Origin of the sequence: Rhodopseudomonas palustris HaA2, assembly GCF_000013365.1 — a bacterium.
Taxonomy (GTDB): Bacteria; Pseudomonadota; Alphaproteobacteria; order Rhizobiales; family Xanthobacteraceae; genus Rhodopseudomonas; species Rhodopseudomonas palustris_J.
Map to the genome: position 1 here is coordinate 2,901,030 of NC_007778.1, position 21,035 is coordinate 2,922,064.

Genomic DNA, 21,035 nt, shown 5'->3' on the forward strand with positions numbered 1-21,035 from the left:
ATGCTGGGCAAGCTGCAGCTCCGGATTGCATTGATTCAGTAGATCACGTCGGTGTCAATCAGCAGACCACAGCGGTGGGGAGTATTACCCTAGATGTCCTGCCGAACCTCTCATAATCCCCAGAAACTGCGAAGCATTGCGGATGCTACGTTTCGGGCCGACTTTGAAATGAGCATAGGCCATCATCGGGAGTGCCTTTCTGTGCGGTCGACATGCGGGCTTTGGAGATGTCAGACCTTCGGTAGGACGTCGCCCCGATCACCGTCGGGTCGAGCGCCGCCTCAATGCCGGCGGCGTCGAGCGCCTTCTTGACGACCATATGATGCAGGCCGCGCTGGCGGGCGATCGCGAACAACGAAACGAATTCGGCGTCGAAGCGATCAACCTCGGCCGCCATGACAACGACGGTCGGACAGCGGTTGATTGGGTTGACCACGGCGACGGTATTTAGGTGGCCGTGCTTGATGAGTGAGGCCACGACCCTAGAGGTAGTGGTGGAACGACGAGGAAATCGCCATCGTTGATCGTTTCAAAGTAATGCTGGGTCATCAAGTAGCATTGAACGACTGATCAGACACGCTGCGGCGGTAGATCGTCGCCCCGAGCGTGGCCGGATCGAACACCGCCTCGACGCCCGCGTCGTCCATCGCCTTCTTGGTCTTTCTGAAATGCTCCCCGCGCTCCTTCGCGAGTCCGAACAGTGTCACGTAGGCCCGCTGGAATGCCTGCAGGTCGGCGGGCATGACCACCGTCTGCGGGCACCGGTTAATCGGGTGGATGCGGCTGGTGCTCGGCAGGTGTCCATGCTCGATGAGCCTGTAGACGACCTGGTCGTTGACGCCGAGGAGCTTGGCGACATCGCGCGGTTTGATGCCGCCGTGGTCGTCGCCCTGGACGAGCGGCCGCAGTTCGGCGACGTCGACGAGCAGCGCCAGGTAGCCGCGCGCGCCGGCGCTGCGGCCGGTCCAGGCGAGCTTCTTGTCGAGGACGAGCCGGACGATCTCGGCGGCCGAGCAGCAGGCGCGCTTGCCGGCGGCGGGAATGTCGAGCTGGTCGGGACCAGGACTGTCGACCCTCACGGCGCCGTCAAGCAGCTGCTCCAGAAACCTGTCGAGGTCGGGGACGGCGTACTGATCGACGGCGCCGGCGGCGCGCCCGTCGAGGACCGGTTTGATGAGGTCGGACTTGACCAGGAGGTCGATCTGGCACCGCGGCGCGTTGATGTGCCTGCTGGCGGCCGGCCGGGACAGGGTGGTATGGCCCGCCAGAAGGGCTGGCGGGGCCGCCTGCACCGGAAACAGGACGTTGGCGTCTACCGACAGCCGGGAGGCCGGCGTCAGCGCTCCTGAGGCCTCTAGGATCTTCCGGAGACGTTTCGGGTGTTGGCCGGTCTCGAGGCTGAGGCTGCGGATGGAATGCAGGGTCCTGGACGGTGTGGGGACCCCGAACACCACGTCGCCCGCGGCGAGCGGGAAATTGGCACGGATGTAGCTGCCGATCGCCTCCCGGACGGGGTCGTAGGCGGCGTCGGGCGCGGCGAACTCCAGCACCTGGTAGACGCGACCGAACACGGCCTGCGGACCTTCGGTCCCGCTGCGGGTGTACGGATAGGTCTGTTGCAGCTCCCTGAGGAAGGCGTCGAGGGACTCGGTCCCGCCGCGCAGGATGTCAAAGCCGGCGGCGCCTGCGAGCCGCCATTCCTCGTCGGACAGGGTCTTGAGGCTCGGCGTGCGTCCGTGCAGCGAGACCGCGCCGACCAGCTCGCAGCAGTGGATGGCCACGTAGAGGTCCAACCTGTCGAGGAAGGGGATCGAGGCCCCGGTCTTGTCGAGACGCTCGATCAGGTAGGTCTCGAAGTCGGTTGGTGACCGCGCCGGCGAGACGGCGGCGAGCTGGCTGATGTTCGGCAGGACCGGCGCAATCAGATCCGCGAAGTCGTGCAGCCGTCCTGGCGTGAGATCGTCGGCCGCGACGATCAGCGGCATGTGGTGATGCGGGCAGGTTTTGATGGCGGCGATCTGCCAAATCGCGCGTCCGTAGGCGGCCAGGCGAGGGCGGCGGCCGGTGGTGGAGGCCAGGTCTTGTGCGAGGCAAGCCGGGCACACTGCGACGTCCTTCCTCCTCAGCCAGCCGCGCTGCAGGCGCTCGCCTCGGTAGGCGTAGTCGTGCTTGTCCTTGTTGGTTTTGACGAAGGCGTGCTGCATCAGGTCGCCGGCGGCGAGGTCTGCTTTCCCTGCGATGATGGAGATGGCCTGGGCGCTTCCGTCGACGATGGACTGGAACGTGGTTTCCCAGTCCAGGCAGAACTCGCGGGCGGGCAGTCCGTTGGCGGCGGCGAACCGGCTGACGTAGCTGGCCGGGGTCTCGCTATCGCCCAGGGGGACGGTGATGCGCAGGACCATCAGGACGGCCTCTTGTCCCGGCCGAGCTTGCCGCCGGCCTTCGCCGGAGCGGATTCCGGCTTCTGCTCTTCGGTCTTCGATCGGAGCAGGCTGGTGTCGACGGTCGACCACAGGTTGGCGACGAACGGGTTCTGGGTTGCCGGCTGCAGGGTGCGGGATCCGTAGACGACGGCGAAGTCCTCGAGCGTGAGGGTGCCCTCGTTACGCAGGAGCGCGTTCTCGATGGCGTCGCCGACGATCTCGATCGACAGACCGAACTGATAGCTGGCGGCGTGGAAGAGACGCCCGATGAGGTCGACGTCGGCGTCGAGATCGAGCTTCAACCCGGACGTCTCGACGAGCTTTTTGACGGCGTCGTTGATGACCTCGCCGTCGTGGGCGACCGAGAGGTCGGCGAAAGCGATATACCTCAACCTCCGCCGGAGCTGGCGGTCGTGCGCGACGAACGGGACGAGATCCGGCATGCCCGAGAGGATGATGTGGACCGGCCAGTCCGCGGAGGTCATGAGATCCTTGAGGGTGTCCCGGATCTTCTGCATCTCCTCTTCGCCGGCCTGGTGCAGCACGTGTTGCAGGTCGTCGATGTGCAGGAACAGGATATTCTGCTCACGCATCTGGAGGTGGACGCGCCGCCAGGCGGCGTTCTCCCGCAGTTCTCGCTCCGTGTCGTAGTCGAACTGGTCGAGGATGCGCATGGCGAGTTGGCGCAGCGTGCAGGGGGAGGGCGCCCCGATACTGATCAGCGGGCACCACCCGGCGCCTCCGAAGTTCGGAAAGGCCGGGTGGTTTCGGAACGCCTCGCGGAGCGCTGTGGTCTTGCCGGCTCCGCTGGGGGCGACGAGCAGCATGCCGATGCCGTAGCGGCGGTTGTCGTGGCCGTGGGGCAGGTTGGCGTTGCGTCTGCGGGCCGCATTGTCGACCAGCATGTCGATGGTGCTGCCCAGGAGATCGTCGCGATCGCCGCGGATGTATTCGGATTTGATCGCTTCGATGATCGCCTCGCGGCGGCGCTGGTCCTTGGACCAGAGGGCGCGCAGATACGCGGCGGGATCGGCGTTGTCGGGCGTGATCATGCCGGTCACTCCGTGTCGCGTTTGGTCCACGAGCGGACGGGCTTGGGTTTTGTGGGCGTCGGCGGCGTCTCGCGCGCGGCGCGCTTCGGCGGCTTGTAGGAGGGTTTCGCGGAGGCGGGCTGGGTGGGTCCTCCAGACGTCGGCGTCGAGCCGCGCTGCCGATCCTGCTCGTCGGGCGCGCCCGTGGCGGCCGTTCCGACCGGGATGGTGCCTGCGAACAGGCCGGTGGGACGCTGCGCCGGCACGGCGTTGTCGTCGGTCCACGCGATGCCGGCCAGGGTCCGCGCCTGGACGGCGTCGAGCATGTCCTGCGTGAGCGGCGAGTCGATGATGCCTCTGCGTCCTCGGGCCTCGCGGTCGACCTCGAGGGCGGCCGCGATGGCGTCGAGCACGATGGGTTCGGTCATCTGCGCTTCGATCTTGAACCGCCGCTGCAGGTCGGTGCGGGCGGCCATCCAGGTGTCGGCGTTGACGCCGCGCATCCAGGCCGGACCGGGCACGGTGGCCCACGAGACGTCGTCGAGCTGGAGCGAGATCCAGCCGAGGTTCTCGCGGTCGTATCGGGTCCTGACGGGCGCGTTCCGGATCTTCTGGAACAGCGCGTGCTGCTCGGGCGACCTGTACCAGTTGCCGAGGACGAGGATGCCGCTGGCCTGCATGCGGGCCTCGCGTTCCACGCCGAGGGCGAGGCGGAGTTCATGGATGTCGGGGCAGCGCGGGACTCCGAACTCGAGGGAGACGTCGAGCCATTTCGAGCGCGGCGTCTGTCCTCCGAGGCCGGCGTGCGGCGTGTTGTGGTAGCCGTCGACGATGTAGCGGAGGATCACCTTGACCGCTTCGTCCACGGTGATGCACGCGCGCGCCTCGCCCTCGTACTGTTTGCGCATCTGGACCGGCATGGCGCGCCCGCAGAGGTTCGAGATCAGCTTCTGGTCGAGGGTGCGGTGGGAGCGTTCGATGCGTCCGCGCGCCGAGGGCGCGCTGGTCTGGGGGAACAGGAAGGGGATGCGCAGGTCGGTGAGGGCGGCGACGACATCCTCGTTGTAGTTTTCGGATCCGGTGTCGAACACCATCAGCTCCGGCGTTCCGCGATACTCCCAGGGCGTTGTGGCGCCGAACGAGGAGGCGAGCGCGGTTTTGTCGGTGAAGATCATCCGCAGCGCCTGCAGGGTGCTGGCGGCATCGACCGTCTTGGAGATCCACAGGCCGACGTAGCAGCGCGTCGTGCAGCAGAGCGCGGCGGTGAGCCACATGCGGAGCGGCTTCATGGCGTTGCGGAGATCCTCGGGGAAGTGGTCCCAGAGGCCGATCGCGACGGCGATCATGTAGAGGTGGATTTTCCAGCCGTCGACCTCGACGCGCTGCAGCGGGCGCACGAGGTCCTGCACGCCGCCGCTGCACGGGCGGAAGAGGTTGACGGCTTCGTCGAGGCCCTCGCGTCCTGCGGCGGTCTCGATTGCGGTGAAGGAACCGATGACGTCGCGGAGCTTCTTCTCGCTCGGAATTTTCAGGTCCGGCAGATGCTTCCTGCGACGCTCGGCGTTCACCTTCCTGAATTCGATCCGCATCATCGTGTTGGTGGAGGCGATGCTGGGCTTCTCCTTCATCAGGAACGCTCGCGCGCACCTGAACAGGATGGCGGTCTCGTCGACGTTGAACCGCGGGATGAAGTTGCCGCTGTTGCAGCGGCCGTCCATCAGGGTCATGGCGGACTCCTTGCTGGTGTCGGGCATCTTCTTGAGCCAGCGGACGAGGGTCGAGGGATGCGGCATCCGCCGGAGGGTGATGATTTCGCTGCCGGCCTGGGCGCCCTTCTTGGCCTTGGTTTCTTCGGCCTCCCTGCAGAGCGTGCTCTGGATGATTTCGAGCGCGTTGCGGATCGACGCCTCGGACATCGTGGCGAGGCCCTGCGCCTGCAGTTGGCAGAACCGCTCGATCAGCATCCGCTTCCAGGCGATGGTTTCGCGCTGTTTCTTCGGCAGATCGCGCATCCGGCGGGCGCCTGCGCGCAGCATTTTGCGCGACTGTTCGAGGGAATAGCCCTTGCGCTCGAACGTGAACGCGCCATCCCGTTCGAGGGCGTCGAGTTCGTCCCATGTGATCGGCAACGTCAGCGGCTGGCCGTTGGGCGACGTCCTCGTGGTGTATTCGAGGATGCATCCACGCTCATTGGTCTCGATGCAGTTGAACTGCTCGCCGAGGAGGCAGAGGCGAGCGGCGTCGTCGAACGCCCAGCGGACCGGCCGCGCCGAACGCTGTGGCGTAGGCAGGACGAGCTTGGGACGGAGCGTCATGGCCATGCGCACCTACCGGTTGATCGAGGAGGAGGGACGTTCGACGACGGCGTCGTGGTCGAGAGCGGTGTGCTCGACGAGGACGAGGCGGCGGTCCGCGACGGCGCGGACGATCGCGTCGTAGCTCCAGCTGCCGATCCCGGCGGCCTGCATCAGGTGGCCGATGGTGGTGGGGCCGCGGAGCGCGTCGATGATGGGCTGGATGGCCTCGTCGTCTGCCGGATCCGGTCGCTGCCGAGCGCGCCTGATGGCTGCCGCGTTGAAGCGGTCGACGTCGGTGAGATCGTTCTCGGTCAGCAGTTTGATCTCGTCGGCGAACTCCCGGGGTGTCTGCGCGGCGAGGAGTTCGACCTGGCGGTCGCTGTCGCGGCGGGCGACCTTGGCGGCGGGCTTTGCGAAGACGGCGACGCGCCGGCCATCGGCGCAGGTTACGGCCAGGTCGAACGTGTGGTCGTGGACCTCGCCGTCGTCGTCGACGTATTCGATCGAAGGCGGCTGTTCGCGCACCTCGACGACGTCGGGGTGCGCGCTGTAGGCGAGCATCGCTTGGAATTCGAGGTGGGACTCGGCGTAGGTGATGTGGTCGTCGATGACGATGCCGGCCCGCGCGCTGCCTTTGCTGCGTAGCGCGATTTTCCGGCTCGCGCGGGTGTCGCGCGGCAGGCGGATCACGGTGGGGGACGGGAGCGGGTCCCTGATGCAGGGATCGGGCGCGAGGTATTGGTCGAGCGTGTACGGCTGCAAGGGGCTTTCTCCGGACATGGCTCCGCCATCCACCGGAAAGGTGCCGGTGCTGGGGATAAGTCGAGATTTCGGAGGGGCGGCCGAGAGAACCTTGCACCACGGAGCCGAGCAGCTGTACGGTCCGTGTGTTGGTTGGTGCGGGGTTCTCTCGGTTTGTCCCTCCGGACGACTGGTGATCCGACTTCAACGAAGGGCGGTTCTGTTAGCGCAGGGCCGCTCTTTTCGTTTGAAGCCGTTCGGCTGTCAGTTGGTTGCGAGTTCTCTCCTTCGGCGAACTTGTGATTTCACCCTGACGATCAGCGTCGGGCGGTGCAAGATGCCTCGCCGGGCGGGGAGTGCCCGGATTCGAGCGGTACTTTTGGCGCCCGCGAACTAACGGGAATCGTCGCGAGCGGGCTCGGCACAAGGCGTCGCAGCAACGGCGCTCCTCCGCCGAGCACGCCAAAAAGAGTGTTTTCGAGGACCTTCTAAGCCCTTCAGTTTCCCCACATTTCGAAAAATGCGGAGAACGAGTCGCTTTTCGCTTGACAGTGCATCCCGCAGATCCACAGCGGCTTTTGTTAGTCGAGAACGACTAGCAAGAAGTCACGGTGAGGCCGGGGAGTTGCGCCTGTAGCGAAGGGAGGACGGCGGAGTCAGGCGACTGGCTGGCCCGAGAACGGGAGCAGGTAGTCGGCATCGATGTCGTTGAACATCTGGCGCTCCCGAGGGTCTGGCGTCGGCGCACGACGCGGAAGGTGGCGGGCTATATAGGATCCCGCCAGCATACGTCAATAGCAAAATAGCCAGATAGCCAGATAGCTGATTGGATTTGCCCGACTCGGGTGACGGCGGTAGCCTGATGTGAATAGCCAGCTATTCGGGGGACGGGAGATGGCGAAGAAGGTGGGGTCGGCGACCGCCGGCATTGGCAGCCGGGACCGCAAGGACGGCCGCCGCCAGGTCCTGATGTACATGAAGCCAGAGATCGTGAAGGGCCTGAAGAAGGCCGCCTTGGACGAGGAGCGCAACGCCTACGAGATCGCCGAGGATGCGATCGTGGCGTATCTGAAGCGCCCACGTCAGCAAAAGAACAGCTAAGTTTTCGGGGCGCAAAGCACCTATCCCGCTCCGGGACTCGCCTTCTGCGCGGTGGAGCACGCCGGCAGGTAGCTACTCCCGGTTTGACTGTTGAATCATTCACGGCCAGAACTGCTGGTTGCGGAGGACGCGCGACGGCCGTCTGGGCAGGCGGGGAACATGGCGAAGAAGGACAGTTCATCGCTAGGATGCGGTGTTCTGGTGCTAGTCGGCCTGGTGATCTGGGCGATCAGCGCCGCCTACGAATTCGTCACAACGCATGCTTCTGCCGTCGTGGGTTTTGCAGCGATCGCCGGCGGCGTTCTGGTGATTGCTATGGCGGTCCGGAAATGGCGCGGGGGGCAGACCGACCCTGCCGCTAGAGCTTTGCAGCCCACCATGACGGTCGAGATCAGGCCAGAAATCCGGATCGAAGGCTTGCGGCCTGGTTCTTCAAGTCTGCGTCCGGACGCGCGCTGGATCGGCGCAGGGGATACGACTGAGGTCCGTGGCGCTAAGATCCGGGCTGGTCTGTTCTACCTCGGTAGTGCTGTGGCGCTGAGGGATGGTCGCTCGACGGACCAATACGTCGTCAATCCCAAGCTGCCGGTGGCGGCGCCGCCAGACGTGAGCGGTTCCTCGATGCCGTATTGGCCATCCTACGCGGACATCCCGCCGCGGGCACGGCGAGCGTACATCGACTGGCTGGCTGGCGGACGACGCGACCCTACCTACGGCGTAGGTTACGTTTTCCTGTTCTTCTATGGTCTTGAGCATCGACTGTTCATCGATCGGGACAGGGCATCGACGCCCGCGGTGGTCCAGGAGGTGGAAGAGCTCCTGTCGGTCTACGGCCATAGCGGATCGCTGCGCCGTTATGCGGCCGAATTTTTGAACTGCGCCCGCATCGCCGCGGGCATTCCCCTGGCGCTTCCCATACCGAAGCCGGAGCATGAAAATTCCTCGGAGATGAACGCTGCGGTTCGGCTACACCTCGGGAAAGTGCTGTCCCAGTCGAAGGCGGTCGGCTCAGAGGATGCATTGCTGTGGGTGCTGGCACTGCCTGATGTGTATCTGAGGACGCCGGCTGTCCGATGCTTCACCGAGTTCGTCCGACTTTGGAAAGTGTGGTTCGCGGCGAGGTACCCGAACGGCATCTCCGCCAAGCCGGCGGCCAACATTGTTATCCACTACAAGGCGGCGAGCGGCGCGTTCGAAGTACCGATTTCCGGACCTCATGAGCAACTTCCGGACCCGATCCAGTCTCCTCGATCCGGAGCCGAACTCAAAAAGTTGGTCGAGGAAGTCACCGCCGAACTCGAGCCGTTCAGCCGCTACGTCGGCCGCAAGCCCGACGAGCGCAACTCGATGCGCGCGGCGTTGCTGCTACCGAAGGAGCTTCAGACCGATCCGCAGGATGGCCTGGTCGCGAAGTTCGGCCACCGGATGGCGGAGATCATGGGCGAGCACAAGCGCGCCAGCACGAAGATGAGCAAGATGTTGGCCATTGCCGGACTTGAGCTTCCTGTCGGCAAGATCACGCCTGGGATGGCGGACCAGTTGGGTGGGCTGCTGGACCAGGTCGACATCGCGATCGAGCCGGATCGTCGTTACGGGAGCGGCGTACCGCAGCTCGACGACCAGGTGATCGTCTTCAAGGCGCCGAAAGGCGGCCCCGTCGATCACCAAAGGCCGGCTTATCGCGCTATGAAGGCCCAGATCGAGGTTGCGGTTCTGGCAGCGGCGGTCGACGGCGAGTCATCGCACGACGAACTGCAGCGGATCGTCGACGGCATTCGGGCTGAGAAAGACCTTGGCGGGATCGAACAGGCTCGGCTGATCGGATACGCCGTCACCGTCTTCAACAGCCCGCCCAAGCAGGCGCGGGTGATGCGGAAGTTGGCGGAGCACAGTCCCGCCGAGCGCGAGGCGATCGCGAGAGCGGCCCTGACGGTGGTCGGAGGCAACGAACACGTCGGGCCAGAAGAAGTGAAATTCCTCGAGCGGCTGCACAAGGCGTTGGGGTTGCCGAAGGAGCGGGTCTACAGCGAACTTCATCGGGCTGCGGCCACAGCGTCACCTTCGGACGAGCCGGTGGCGCTGACCGAAGAGAAACGGGTTGCCGGCATTCCCATTCCGCCCCAGGCGGAAGTGTCTTCGATCCCCGAGCCTCCGGCGCCGATCGCCGCCGAAACGTCTGGGGGTATCCAGATCGACGCGGAGAAGTTGGCCAGGACGCAGCGAGAAACGCAGGCGGTGGCCAAACTGCTCGCCGACATCTTCACCGACGAAGCCCCAGAGGCAGAGCCTGTGTCACAGGCCTCTGCGACTGGGCGGTCGGCTTTCGAAGGGCTGGATACCGCCCATGCCGAGCTCGTCGAGATGCTAGAGATCAAGGGGACGGTGCCGCGCGCCGAGTTCGACCAGCGCGCGAAAGAGATGAAGCTTCTGCCCGAGGGGGCCATCGAGCGCATCAACGAGTGGTCCTTCGACCTGTTCGATGAAGCGCTGATCGAGGTTGGCCATGACGTTACGATAGCGCCGGACCTGCGCGAGCGGTTGGCCGAATTGAGAGAGAATGCGGAATGACGAGCACCACGAAGAAGATCAAGCCCAAGGAGCGGGACACGATCATTCAGGCGCTATCCGCCGGTGTCGTGCCGAGGCTCGGGTTGCCGTACATCCAGGTCGGGCGCGCCGCCGAGATCGCCGCGCTGCTGCGGGACGTCGATCGTATCGGCGACGGCGGGGCCTGCGTACGCTTCGTGATTGGCGAGTACGGCGCCGGCAAAACCTTCTTCGCCAATCTGATCCGGCTGATCGCACTTGAACGGAAGTGCGTCACGATCCATGCGGATCTGGCGCCTGACCGCCGCATCCACGCGACCGGTGGCCAGGCGCGCGCGCTGTATTCGGAGGCTGTCCGAAACATGGCGACCCGGACGAAGCCCGAGGGAGGCGCGCTGGCCGGCGTCGTGGAGCGCCTTGTCACCGATTCCGTGAAGGAGGCGGCGGAGCGCAGCATCCCGGTCGAGACCGTGATCGACCAGAAGCTGGCGCCGATCCAGGAGTTCGTCGGCGGCTACGACTTCGCGGTCGTGCTGAAGGCGTACTGGAAGGGAAGCGAGGAGGGCGATGAGGAGCTGAAAGCGGCGGCGCTGCGCTGGCTCCGCGGAGAGTTTTCCACCAAAACGGAGGCGCGCCAAGCGCTTGGGGTTCGCACCATCATCGACGACGGCGACATCTACGACAGCCTGAAGTCTCTGGCTTGTCTGACCCGCATCGCTGGCTACGCCGGACTGGTGGTGATGTTCGATGAGATGGTCAATCTCTACAAGCTTCAGAGTTCGCAGGCGCGCAACCAAAACTTTGAGGAGATCCTCCGGATCGTGAACGACGCGCTCCAGGGCAACACGTCGGGCATCGGCTTCGTGATGTGCGGGACCCCGGAATTCCTGATGGATACGCGGCGGGGTCTATACAGCTACGAAGCCCTCCAGTCCCGTCTGGCCGAGAACCGCTTCGCCACCGGCGGTCTCGTGGACTACAGCGGCCCGGTCCTCCGGCTTCAGAATCTGACGCCGGAGGACATGATGGTCCTGCTGACCAACATCCGCGCGGTCTTCGCCGGCGGCGATCCGGAGAGATTCCTGGTGCCGGACGAGGCGCTGCACGCCTTCATGGATCACTGCAACAAGCGCATCGGAGAAGCCTACTTTCGGGCGCCCCGGACGACCGTGAAGGCGTTCGTGCAGATGTTGTCGGTGCTGGAGCAGAACCCGACCGCGAAGTGGCAGGATCTCCTGGGGCAGGTCGAGGTCGCCCCGGACGCTCCTGATACCCAGCCGACCACGGAAGGCGAGACGTCCAACTCGGGCGAGGAGGGTGATGAGCTCACCAAGCTTCGCCTCCCTTGAGGGAGCCTACGATCGCCTGCATCCGAAGGTCCGGCGTTGGATCCGGGATCAGGGCTGGAATGAGCTGCGCGAGATCCAGGCGCGCGCCATTGTGGCCGCGCTCGATGGCGCCGGCGACATCCTGATCGCCGCGTCGACCGCCGCCGGCAAGACCGAGGCGGCATTCCTGCCGATTCTGACCGCGGTGGCGGACCGAACGCAGTCGGGGTTCTCGGTGCTCTACGTCAGCCCGCTGAAGGCGCTGATCAATGATCAATTCCGCCGGCTCGAGACGCTCTGCGAGGCCATGGAAATCCCCGTGGTGAAGTGGCACGGCGATGCCTCGCCATCCGCGAAGAGGAAGGCGATCGACAAACCGGAGGGCGTCGCACTGATCACGCCGGAATCGATCGAGGCTATGTTCACCCGAAGGCCGGCCGACGCAAAGCGGTTGCTCGCCGCGGCGGACTTCATCGTCGTCGACGAGGTGCACTCTTTCCTGCAGGGTCCGCGCGGCCTTCACGTGGCCAGCCTGCTCAAGCGGATCGACGCGATGGCGCCGACCAGTGCGAGGCGGGTGGGACTGTCGGCAACTATAGGTGATCTGCGGCAGGCGGCCGCCTGGTTGAGACCCGTCGATCCGGACCGGGTCGACATCCTGCAGGCCAAGTCGGACGCGCCCGAGCTGCGTCTGCAGGTGAGAGGCTATTCGGAGCCGCCGGACCTCGACGATCCGGACCACGCCGAAGGGGTTGCGGAGGCGGACGAAGAGCCGGCGTCGGATGCGCTCCCGCAGCGCATCGCCCTCGACTACATCGCCGACCACCTCTTCGGCACATTGCGCGGCTCCAACAACCTGGTCTTCGGCGGCTCGCGCCGTACGGTAGAGTCGGCGGCCGACCGGCTGCGCCGCCGCTGCGAGAAGGCGAACGTCCCGAACGAGTTTTTCCCGCACCATGGCAGCCTGTCGAAGGTGCTGCGCGAGGAGCTGGAGATCCGGCTGAAGGACGGGAAGCTTCCGACCACGGCCGTGTGCACGTCGACGCTCGAGCTTGGGGTGGACATTGGATCGGTGAAGTCGGTGGCCCAGATCGGGGCACCGCGTGCCTTGGCATCCGTGCGCCAGCGGCTGGGTCGGACGGGCCGCCGCGCCGGCACCCCGGCCATCCTCCGGATCTATGTGCGCGAACCGTACATCAGCCGGAAATCAGGTCTTCTGGACCGACTCCACATGAACACCGTGCGCTCGGTCGCGATCGTTCGGCTGCTGCTGGCGGGCTTCGTCGAGCCGGCGGCGCCAAGCCCCGAGATTCCGTCGACGCTCATCCACCAGATCCTTTCCGTGATCGCGGAGCGGGGTGGCATTTCGCCCAAGCCGCTCTTCGATCTCCTGTGCGGACCGGGGCCATTCGCGTCGATCGGTACATCGGACTTCGCGGGCCTGCTGCGCCACCTCGGTTCGACGGACATTCGCTTTCTCGAACAGGCACCGGACGGCACACTGATGCTCGGCTCTGAAGGCGAGAAGATCGTCCAGTCGCGAAGCTTCTTCGCGGTCTTCGAGACACCCGAGGAATGGCGCCTCACGGTCGGCGGCCGCACCTTGGGGACTTTGCCGATCTCGTATCCCGTGAACATCGGCAGCCTCGTCGTATTCGCCGGGCAGCGGTGGATCGTACGCGAGATCGACGAAAAGACCCGAACACTCTTGGTAGCTCCGCATCGCGGAGGTGTCGTTCCTCGGTTCGAACGGAATACTTTCGAACCTGCACACGATCGGCTGATTGCCGAGATGAAGGCGGTCTACGAAGACGACGATGTGCCGCCCTATCTCGACCAGAGCGGAAGGGACCTGCTGTCGGCGGGCCGGGAGACCTTCCGCGACTGGGATCTCGACATTACGACCCAGGTGCAGGAGGAAGCCGATCTGCACCTGTTTCTCTGGCGAGGCACGCAGGCGACGGCCGTCTTCGGCGCCGCGTTGTCGATGGCGGGACTCGAATGCGAGGTCCACGATCTCGGTCTGATCCTTCCGAAGACGAAAGGAGAGGAGGTGAATCCGATCCTCGAAAAGCTCGCCGCCATGGAGAAGATCGACCCGATGGACGTCGCCGAGTTCGTCAAGAATATCGGTGGGGGGAAGTTTCGGGAGTCCGTGCCGGCACCGCTCGCGCGGAAGCAATGGGCCGATCAGAACGCTCCGTTGATCAGGACGGCGCAGACGATGGCGAGAACGGTGTTGATGTGAGCACCGCCGCCTCGATGCGGACGAACCATTCTGCTTGTTTTATTTGCGATCTACGTTTTGGCGTACGGCTTATTCTTGCGAGCCGGTCTTTTGACTAGCCTTCAAGTCTTCTGAAAGAATTGGCCCGCCGTGCGGCGGGCCAATATTGCTGCGATTACTGCGGGCAAATTATCTGCGGGCAGATTGTGGTTCCGGCCTCAAATGCAGTCTTTTGGGGTGAGCGACATTAGCTTAATTCGCTCAACTACACCCCGTCGTGCTCCCGCACGTATCGCACTTCATACACGTCCCGTTCCGCACCAGCGTGAAATTCCCGCATTCGCCGCACGAGTCGCCCTCGTAACCCCGCGCCTTGGCTTCGGCGCGGCGTTCGGCTTTGGAGGCTGCGGGCTGGGCCTGGGCGGCGCCGGCGCGGCTCCATTGCAGGGCTTCGAGCTTTTCGGTCGGCGACAGGTCGTGGTCGGCTTCCTGCTTCAGCGCGGTGGCGCCTTCGAGGACGTCGCCGATCCGCGAGGTCGACTTGGCGTGGCTGTCCGGCTGCGAGTAGGCCATCTTCACCGGAGACGAGCCGGCATCCGGCGTCGCCGGCGTGCTGCGCATCACCACCAGATTGTCGGTGCGCGAGCGGGTCAGGCCCTTCGACAGGTACTTGGTCGCGGCGTGCTGGCCGGACGGCGTGCCTTCCGGCGCCTTGCCTTCGTCGACGCCCTTGCCGATGGCGTCGAAGCCGGTCTCGCTGGGATCGACATGGGCGAGGTCGAACCGGCCCATGTAGCTCACGGCGAGTTCGCGGAACACGTAGTCGAGGATCGACGTCGCATACTTGATCGAGTCGTTGCCCTGGACCGGGCCGGCGGGCTCGAACCGGGTGAAGGTGAAGGCGTCGACATATTCCTCGAGCGGCACGCCGTATTGCAGGCCGAGCGACACCGCGATCGCGAAATTGTTGATGAAGGAGCGAAGTGCGGCACCTTCCTTGTGCATGTCGATGAAGATCTCGCCGATCCGGCCGTCGTCATATTCGCCGGTGCGCAGATAGACCTTGTGGCCGCCGACCACCGCCTTCTGGGTGTAACCCTTGCGGCGATCCGGCATCTTCTCGCGCTCGCGCATCACCACGATGCGCTCGACCAGGCGCTCCACCACCTTCTCGGAGATCTGGGCGGTGCGCGCCGCCATCGGCTTCTCCAGGAAATTGTCGAGCGCGTCGTCGTCCTCGTCGTCGTCGGCGATCAGCTGCGAGTTCAACGGCTGCGACAGCTTCGAGCCGTCGCGATACAGGGCATTGGCCTTCAGCGCGAGCTTCCACGACAGCATGTAGGCGGACTTGCAGTCCTCCACGGTGGCGTCGTTCGGCATGTTGATGGTCTTGCTGATCGCGCCCGAGATGAACGGCTGCGCCGCCGCCATCATCCGGATGTGGCTCTCGACCGACAGATAGCGCTTGCCGACCTTGCCGCAGGGATTGGCGCAATCGAACACGCTGTAGTGCTCGGCCTTCAGGTGCGGCGCACCTTCCACGGTCATGGCGCCGCAGATGTGGATGTTGGCGGCCTCGATCTCGCGCTTGGAAAAGCCGATCGCGGCCAACAGGTCGAAGTTCGGCGCGGCGATCGCCTCGGCGTCGAGCTTCAGCGTCTCGCGCAGGAAGTCCTCGCCGAAGGTCCATTTGTTGAAGGCGAATTTGATGTCGAAGGCGGTCGGCAGCGCGGCCTCGACCTTCGCCAGCGCCTCGTCGGTGAAGCCCTTGGCTTTGAGCGTCGAACGGTTGATCGCCGGCGCGTTGCTGAGCGAGCCGTGGCCGACCGCGTAGGCCTCGATCTCGGCGATCTGGTTTTCCGGATAGCCGAGGATGCGCAAGGCGGCCGGCACCGCGCGGTTGATGATCTTCCAGTAGCCGCCACCCGCAAGCTTCTTGAATTTCACCAGCGCGAAATCGGGCTCGATGCCGGTGGTGTCGCAATCCATCACCAGGCCGATGGTGCCGGTCGGCGCCACGACCGTGGTCTGGGCGTTGCGATAGCCGTGCAGCTCGCCGAGTTCGAGCGCCTTGTCCCACGCCGCCTTGGCATGCGCGATCGCCTCGGGGATCGGGCAGCCGGCGTGGTCGAGCGGCACCGGCGCCACCGACAGCGCCTCATAGCCGCGGCTCTCGCCATGGGCGGCGCGGCGGTGATTGCGGATCACGCGCAGCATATGCGCGGCGTTCTTCTTGTAGCCCGGGAACGGGCCGAGCTTTGCGGCCATCTCGGCCGAGGTCGCATACGACACGCCGGTCATGATCGCCGACAGCGCGCCGCACAGCGCGCGGCCTTCCTTGGAGTCGTAGGACAGGCCCATGGTCATCAAGAGGCCGCCGATATTGGCGAAGCCGAGGCCGAGCGTGCGGAATTCGTAAGACAGCTCGGCGATCTGCTTGGACGGGAACTGCGCCATCAGCACCGAGATTTCCAGCACCACGGTCCACAGCCGGCACAGATGCTCGTAGGCGGGCAGGTCGAACACATTGGCGGTGGTGTCGTAGAAGGTCAGCAGGTTCGCCGACGCCAGATTGCAGGCGGTATCATCCAGGAACATGTATTCCGAGCACGGATTGCTGGCGCGGATGTCGCCCGACGCCTTGCAGGTGTGCCAGTCGTTCATCGTGCTGTTGAAGTGCAGGCCGGGATCGGCGCTGGCCCAGGCGGCGGTGCCGATCTTCTCCCACAGGTCGCGGGCCTTGACCGTCTTCATCACCTTCTTGGTGGTGCGGCTGGTGAGATTCCAGTCGCCGTCGGTCTCCACCGCGCGCAAAAAGTCGTCCTTCAGCGAGACGGAGTTGTTGGAGTTCTGGCCGGAGACGGTGAGGTAGGCCTCGCTATCCCAATCGGTGTCATAGATCGGGAAGTCGATCTCCTTGTAGCCCTGCTTGGCATACTGGATGACGCGCTTGATCATCGCATCGGTCACCAGCGCGCGGCGGGCGATCTTGACCTCGCGGCGCAGCGCCGGGTTCTTCTCGGGATCGAAGCAGTCGTCGCCGGAGCCCTGGCAATTGACGCAGGCCTTCAGGATCGCCTTGAGGTGCTTCTGGTTGAGCTTGGAGCCGGTGACGAGCGCCGCGACCTTCTGCTCCTCCTTCACCTTCCAGTCGATATAGGCCTCGATATCCGGATGGTCGGCGTCGACCACCACCATCTTGGCGGCGCGCCGCGTGGTGCCTCCGCTCTTGATCGCGCCGGCGGCGCGGTCGCCGATTTTGAGGAAGCTCATCAGGCCCGAGGAGCGGCCGCCGCCCGACAGGCGCTCGCCTTCGCCGCGCAGCCGCGAGAAGTTCGAGCCGGTGCCGGAGCCGTATTTGAACAGCCGCGCCTCACGCACCCACAGGTCCATGATGCCGCCCTCGTTGACGAGGTCGTCCTCGATGCCCTGGATGAAGCAGGCGTGCGGCTGCGGATGCTCGTAGGCGGATTTCGACTTGGTCAGCTTGCCGGTCTTGTAGTCGACGTAATAGTGGCCCTGGCCGGGGCCGTCGACGCCGTAGGCCCAGTGCAGGCCGGTGTTGAACCATTGCGGCGAATTCGGCGCGACCATCTGCGACGCCAGCATGTAGCGCAGTTCGTCGTAGAACGCGCGGGCGTCGTCTTCGGACGAGAAGTAATCGCCCTTCCAGCCCCAATAGGTCCAGCAGCCGGCGAGGCGGTCGAACACCTGCTTGGACGAATGTTCGGAGGTGAAACGCTCGGCCTCGGGCAGGGCGGCGAGCGCCTCGGTGTCGGGCACCGAGCGCCACAGCCAGGACGGCACGGTCTCTTCCTCGACCTTCTTCAAGCGCGCGGCGACGCCGGCCTTGCGGAAATACTTCTGCGCCAGCACGTCGGAGGCGACCTGCGACCAGCCCTCGGGCACTTCGACATTTTCGAGGCGGAACACCACGGAGCCGTCCGGATTGCGGATCTCACTCGTCCTCAGCCGGAACTGAATCGCCGCATAGGGTGACTGGCCGTCGGTGGTGTAGCGCCGTTCGATCTTCATCTCGTGCCCCGTTCCATATGTGCCGGACCCCATGGGCCCGAAAGTTGTTGGTCGCGAACCGTTGGGTTCGCCGTGCGAGCCAGTGGTCCGGCCCTGTTTCTGTCTCGGAGGGCAACGCCGCGATCGCCTTCGACCGCAGCCCTGATCCTCTAACGCCCCACGCATCAATGCGAGCCGTTTCGCGACCCGTCTTTTGCGCCCAAACAGCCGGTTTCGGGCACAGATGAGCCCATACCCCGGTGCCGTCAGGCTTGTCGGAGGCGGTCGGCTCGGTACCCTTCTGGGAATGTCCGGCGGGACCAAAAACCCCCTCGCTGGACAGGCCCCAAAACTAGGCCGACTCCGTCTGACCCGTCAAGCAATAGTGCGGGTTCCTGAATCAAATACTAAATGTGGTGGAACTACGTGGAAAACAGGGGGCCTGGCCGCGTCCTGATGCCGCCAAGTATCGGTGAGTCCTCATGGATTCCAAAGGGCAAAAATTCGCCCGAGGAGGCCGGACTCCGGACTGCACCCGCTGTTCACAGGGCAGGTATATTTTCGCCAGAAGGGGTTGCCATGCCCGACTCACCGCGGGGCGCCACCGGACCGCTATTTCGGGTGGTGACGGGACGCCAATACCGGCATGGTGGCGCCGTTCGTCCTGCCGGGTGTTCCCTATGTCCGACCCAACTCCCGTCGCCGCGCCGTCGCGCGCCGCGACCAGCGGCCTCGTCCTGCTCGCCGTCACCTCGGTGGCGTGGGGGTTGAGCTGGCCGGTGTCGAAATACGTGATTTCGGAATGGCCGCCGCTGCCGGCGCGCGGCCTGCCGGGGCTGGCCGGCTCGCTGCTGCTGTTCGCCTATGCGGCGCTGCGCGGCGACTCGCTGCTGGTGCCGCGGGCGCTGTGGGGGCGGCTCGCGGTGTCGGCGTTCTTCAACGTCACGCTGTGGATGGTGGTGATGGGGCTGGCGCTTTTGTGGATGCCGGCCGGCGAGACCGCGGTGATCGGCTATTCGATGCCGGTGTGGACCGCGCTGCTGGCGTGGCCGCTGCTCGGCGAGCGGCTGACGGCGCGGCGCGTGCTGGCGCTGGTGCTGGGGTTCGGCGGCATCGCCGCGCTGATGGGCGCGGACGGCTTTGCGGCCAGCACCGCGAAGCTGCCCGGCGTGGCGCTGGCGCTGTCCGGCGCGATCGGCTTCGCGCTCGGCACCATCTTCCTGAAGCGGTTCCCGATCAAGCTTCCGGGCGCGACCTCGGCGGCGTGGCAGATCGGGCTCGGCTGCATTCCGGTGACCGCGGTCGGCTTCGCCTTCGAGGTGCCGTCGCTCGACGCGCTGACGCCCTATGGCTGGGCGGGGCTCGCTTATCTGACGCTGATCCAGTTCTGCCTGGCCTATCTGTGCTGGTTCGCCGCATTGCAGCGGCTGTCGGCCTCGGTCGCGGCGATCGGCACCATGTCGGTGCCGGTGATCGGCGTGGTGGCGTCGGCGATCGCGCTGCACGAGCCGCTCGGCCTCAGCCAGATCGCCGCCTTGGTGCTGACGCTCGCCGGCGTCGCGCTGGCGACGCGATCATAGCGGCATTTCGTTTCGCGACTGCCGCATCCGCGCCGTGCGGCAAATATCGACCGCACTGCAATCAGCAGGGTGTGCAGCGCACTGCGACGCGGGCGGGAGCAAACAGCGGTGATAAGCGCCATCTCGTTGTGCATCGCATGGCGATGCTGCTCTGCACGCGGCACCAACTAATCGCCGGGTCAACTAATCGATCTGAATTCTCGACAGCCGCGAACAATTCTGATCAGATCATCGCGACACCGGAATGCCGCGTCCGTGGCGCCAACGGCCAACAGAGCCGCGCCACCAAAACAAAGAGAGCGCTTCAAAGCCCCAGACCATCGCATTGGCTCACCAGGGAGGAATGCCAAATGTCGGATGATGCCGTGTCGCCCGCTGCAAGATCGCTCGCTGCCCAATCCCGGACCAAGCTCAGCCGCCGCCAGTTCGTCGCCGCTACCGCCATCACTTCGGCGGCGCTGGTCACCGCGCCCTACGTCCGCGGCGCCCACGCCGCCGGCAAACTGACGATGGGGTTCTGGGACCATTGGGTTCCCGGCGCCAACAACACCTGCACCGAACTCGTCAAGCAATGGGGCGAGAAGGAGAAGGTCGAGGTCTCGATCGACTACATCCCGAGCCAGGGCAACAAGAACCTCTTGACCATCGCCGCCGAGGCGCAGGCCAAATCCGGTCACGACATCCTGTCGATGCCGACCTGGTGGCCGCACGCCAACGCCGAACTGATCGAGCCGGTCAACGACCTGATGGAAGACTTGATCAAGCAGAACGGCAAGGTCAACAACACCGTCGAATATCTCGCCAAGCGCGACGGCAAATGGCTCGCGGTGCCGTCCTGCATCGGCAGCCAGATCAAGGGGCCGTGCACCCGCATCGACCTATTGAAGAAGCACGCCAACATCGACATCCAGGCGATGTATCCGGCCGGCAGCCCGCCGAAGGACGACGACTGGACCATGGAGACGTTCCTGAAGGCGGCGGAAGCCTGCCACAAGGCCGGCGTGCCGTTCGGCATCGGGCTCGGCGAGACCTCCGACAGCGTCGACAGCGCCGGCGCGTTCTTCCAGGCGTTCGGCGCGCAGCTCGTCGACGCCAAGGGCAACGTCACGGTGAAGACCGACGAGGTCCGCCAGGTGCTCGAATTCTACAAGAAGCTGATGGCGTTCCTGCCGGCCGACGTCACCGCCTGGGACGACTCCTCGAACAACAAATGGATCGTGTCCGGCCGCGGCGCGATGATCATGAACCCGCCGAGCGCCTGGGCGGTCGCCAAGCGCGACGCGCCGCAGGTCGCCGAGCAGCTCTGGACCCACGGCTTCCCGAAGGGGCCGAAGGGCCGCTACGCGCCGTTCCTGCCGTTCTTCTGGACCACCTGGACGTTCTCCAAGAACAAGGAGGCGGCCAAGAGCCTGCTGCGGCATCTGTCGCAGCCGGACTCGATCGAGAAACTGGTGGCGGCGTCCGGCGGCTACGACCTGCCGGCCTTCGCCAATTTGACCAAGCTCAAGGTCTGGGCGGACCAGGCACCGCCGACCGGGACGCTGTTCAGCTATCCCGATCCGTATCAGCGCCAGACGCTGTCGATCGCGGCGTCGCCGGCGCCGCCGAAGATCGCGCAGCAGATCTACGCCCAGGCGACGCTGACCAAGATGTGCGTGCGCCACTATCAGGGCGAGGCGATGGAGAAGACGCTCGCCTGGGCCGAAGGCGAGTGCGAGGGCTTCATGCGAAGCTGACGGCCGCAAC

Annotated in this window: 12 protein-coding genes; 6 read left to right on the plus strand and 6 right to left on the minus strand. The window is 65.2% G+C overall.

The features are described from left to right. Nucleotides 1-145: 145 nt before the first annotated feature. The 5 genes from RPB_RS12765 to RPB_RS12785 form a co-directional block, all read right to left on the minus strand. Nucleotides 146-478 (minus strand): hypothetical protein, encoded by a 333-nt coding sequence (locus RPB_RS12765; protein WP_198135106.1) that lies wholly within the window; start codon nucleotides 476-478, stop codon nucleotides 146-148. Nucleotides 479-548: 70 nt separating this feature from the next. Continuing rightward, nucleotides 549-2,402: a TniQ family protein gene (locus RPB_RS12770; protein ID WP_011441425.1), complete on the minus strand. Its 1,854-nt coding sequence runs from the start codon at nucleotides 2,400-2,402 to the stop codon at nucleotides 549-551. Continuing rightward, the gene (locus tag RPB_RS12775; protein WP_011441426.1) at nucleotides 2,402-3,475 is read right to left on the minus strand and encodes an ATP-binding protein; all 1,074 of its coding nucleotides are present in this window, start codon (nucleotides 3,473-3,475) and stop codon (nucleotides 2,402-2,404) included. The genes RPB_RS12770 and RPB_RS12775 overlap by 1 nt, the downstream gene beginning before the upstream one ends. 5 nt (nucleotides 3,476-3,480) lie before the next feature. Continuing rightward, complete coding sequence (locus RPB_RS12780) at nucleotides 3,481-5,775, minus strand: hypothetical protein (RefSeq protein ID WP_041798235.1); 2,295 nt, start codon at nucleotides 5,773-5,775, stop codon at nucleotides 3,481-3,483. Nucleotides 5,776-5,781: 6 nt separating this feature from the next. Then, nucleotides 5,782-6,513 carry a TnsA endonuclease N-terminal domain-containing protein gene (locus RPB_RS12785; protein WP_198135107.1) on the minus strand — a complete coding sequence of 244 codons (732 nt, stop codon included), beginning with the start codon at nucleotides 6,511-6,513 and terminating at the stop codon, nucleotides 5,782-5,784. A gap of 873 nt (nucleotides 6,514-7,386) precedes the next feature. Between RPB_RS12785 and RPB_RS12790 the strand changes: the two genes are divergently transcribed. The 4 genes from RPB_RS12790 (at nucleotide 7,387) to RPB_RS12805 (ending at nucleotide 13,716) form a co-directional block, all read left to right on the plus strand. Continuing rightward, entirely contained in the window at nucleotides 7,387-7,593 is a 207-nt protein-coding gene (locus tag RPB_RS12790; RefSeq protein ID WP_011441429.1) for a hypothetical protein, read from the plus strand. A gap of 159 nt (nucleotides 7,594-7,752) precedes the next feature. Next, nucleotides 7,753-10,161 (plus strand): TerB N-terminal domain-containing protein, encoded by a 2,409-nt coding sequence (locus tag RPB_RS12795; RefSeq protein WP_041798236.1) that lies wholly within the window; start codon nucleotides 7,753-7,755, stop codon nucleotides 10,159-10,161. Continuing rightward, nucleotides 10,158-11,489: an ATP-binding protein gene (locus RPB_RS12800; RefSeq protein WP_011441431.1), complete on the plus strand. Its 1,332-nt coding sequence runs from the start codon at nucleotides 10,158-10,160 to the stop codon at nucleotides 11,487-11,489. Before RPB_RS12795 ends, RPB_RS12800 begins: the two co-directional genes overlap by 4 nt. Beyond that, complete coding sequence (locus tag RPB_RS12805) at nucleotides 11,461-13,716, plus strand: DEAD/DEAH box helicase (protein ID WP_011441432.1); 2,256 nt, start codon at nucleotides 11,461-11,463, stop codon at nucleotides 13,714-13,716. The genes RPB_RS12800 and RPB_RS12805 overlap by 29 nt, the downstream gene beginning before the upstream one ends. Nucleotides 13,717-13,956: 240 nt before the next feature. On the opposite strand, the gene RPB_RS12810 is transcribed toward RPB_RS12805, so the two are convergent. After that, nucleotides 13,957-17,730: a vitamin B12-dependent ribonucleotide reductase gene (locus RPB_RS12810; RefSeq protein ID WP_011441433.1), complete on the minus strand. Its 3,774-nt coding sequence runs from the start codon at nucleotides 17,728-17,730 to the stop codon at nucleotides 13,957-13,959. A 659-nt stretch (nucleotides 17,731-18,389) separates the two neighbouring features. Here RPB_RS12810 and RPB_RS12815 point away from each other — a divergent pair. Both RPB_RS12815 and RPB_RS12820 read left to right on the plus strand, forming a co-directional pair. Then, nucleotides 18,390-19,289: a DMT family transporter gene (locus tag RPB_RS12815; RefSeq protein ID WP_011441434.1), complete on the plus strand. Its 900-nt coding sequence runs from the start codon at nucleotides 18,390-18,392 to the stop codon at nucleotides 19,287-19,289. Nucleotides 19,290-19,639: 350 nt separating this feature from the next. Then, nucleotides 19,640-21,025: an ABC transporter substrate-binding protein gene (locus RPB_RS12820; protein ID WP_011441435.1), complete on the plus strand. Its 1,386-nt coding sequence runs from the start codon at nucleotides 19,640-19,642 to the stop codon at nucleotides 21,023-21,025. Nucleotides 21,026-21,035: the final 10 nt, after the last annotated feature.

Excerpts from the sequence above, each read along its gene's own strand:
- RPB_RS12770 (WP_011441425.1), bottom strand. The coding sequence starts at position 2,402 with ATGGTCCTGCGCATCACCGTCCCCCTGGGCGATAGCGAGACCCCGGCC.
- RPB_RS12775 (WP_011441426.1), bottom strand. The coding sequence starts at position 3,475 with ATGATCACGCCCGACAACGCCGATCCCGCCGCGTATCTGCGCGCCCTC.
- RPB_RS12780 (WP_041798235.1), bottom strand. The coding sequence starts at position 5,775 with ATGGCCATGACGCTCCGTCCCAAGCTCGTCCTGCCTACGCCACAGCGT.
- RPB_RS12790 (WP_011441429.1), top strand. The coding sequence starts at position 7,387 with ATGGCGAAGAAGGTGGGGTCGGCGACCGCCGGCATTGGCAGCCGGGAC.
- RPB_RS12795 (WP_041798236.1), top strand. The coding sequence starts at position 7,753 with ATGGCGAAGAAGGACAGTTCATCGCTAGGATGCGGTGTTCTGGTGCTA.
- RPB_RS12800 (WP_011441431.1), top strand. The coding sequence starts at position 10,158 with ATGACGAGCACCACGAAGAAGATCAAGCCCAAGGAGCGGGACACGATC.
- RPB_RS12805 (WP_011441432.1), top strand. The coding sequence starts at position 11,461 with ATGAGCTCACCAAGCTTCGCCTCCCTTGAGGGAGCCTACGATCGCCTG.
- RPB_RS12810 (WP_011441433.1), bottom strand. The coding sequence starts at position 17,730 with ATGAAGATCGAACGGCGCTACACCACCGACGGCCAGTCACCCTATGCG.
- RPB_RS12815 (WP_011441434.1), top strand. The coding sequence starts at position 18,390 with ATGTCCGACCCAACTCCCGTCGCCGCGCCGTCGCGCGCCGCGACCAGC.
- RPB_RS12820 (WP_011441435.1), top strand. The coding sequence starts at position 19,640 with ATGTCGGATGATGCCGTGTCGCCCGCTGCAAGATCGCTCGCTGCCCAA.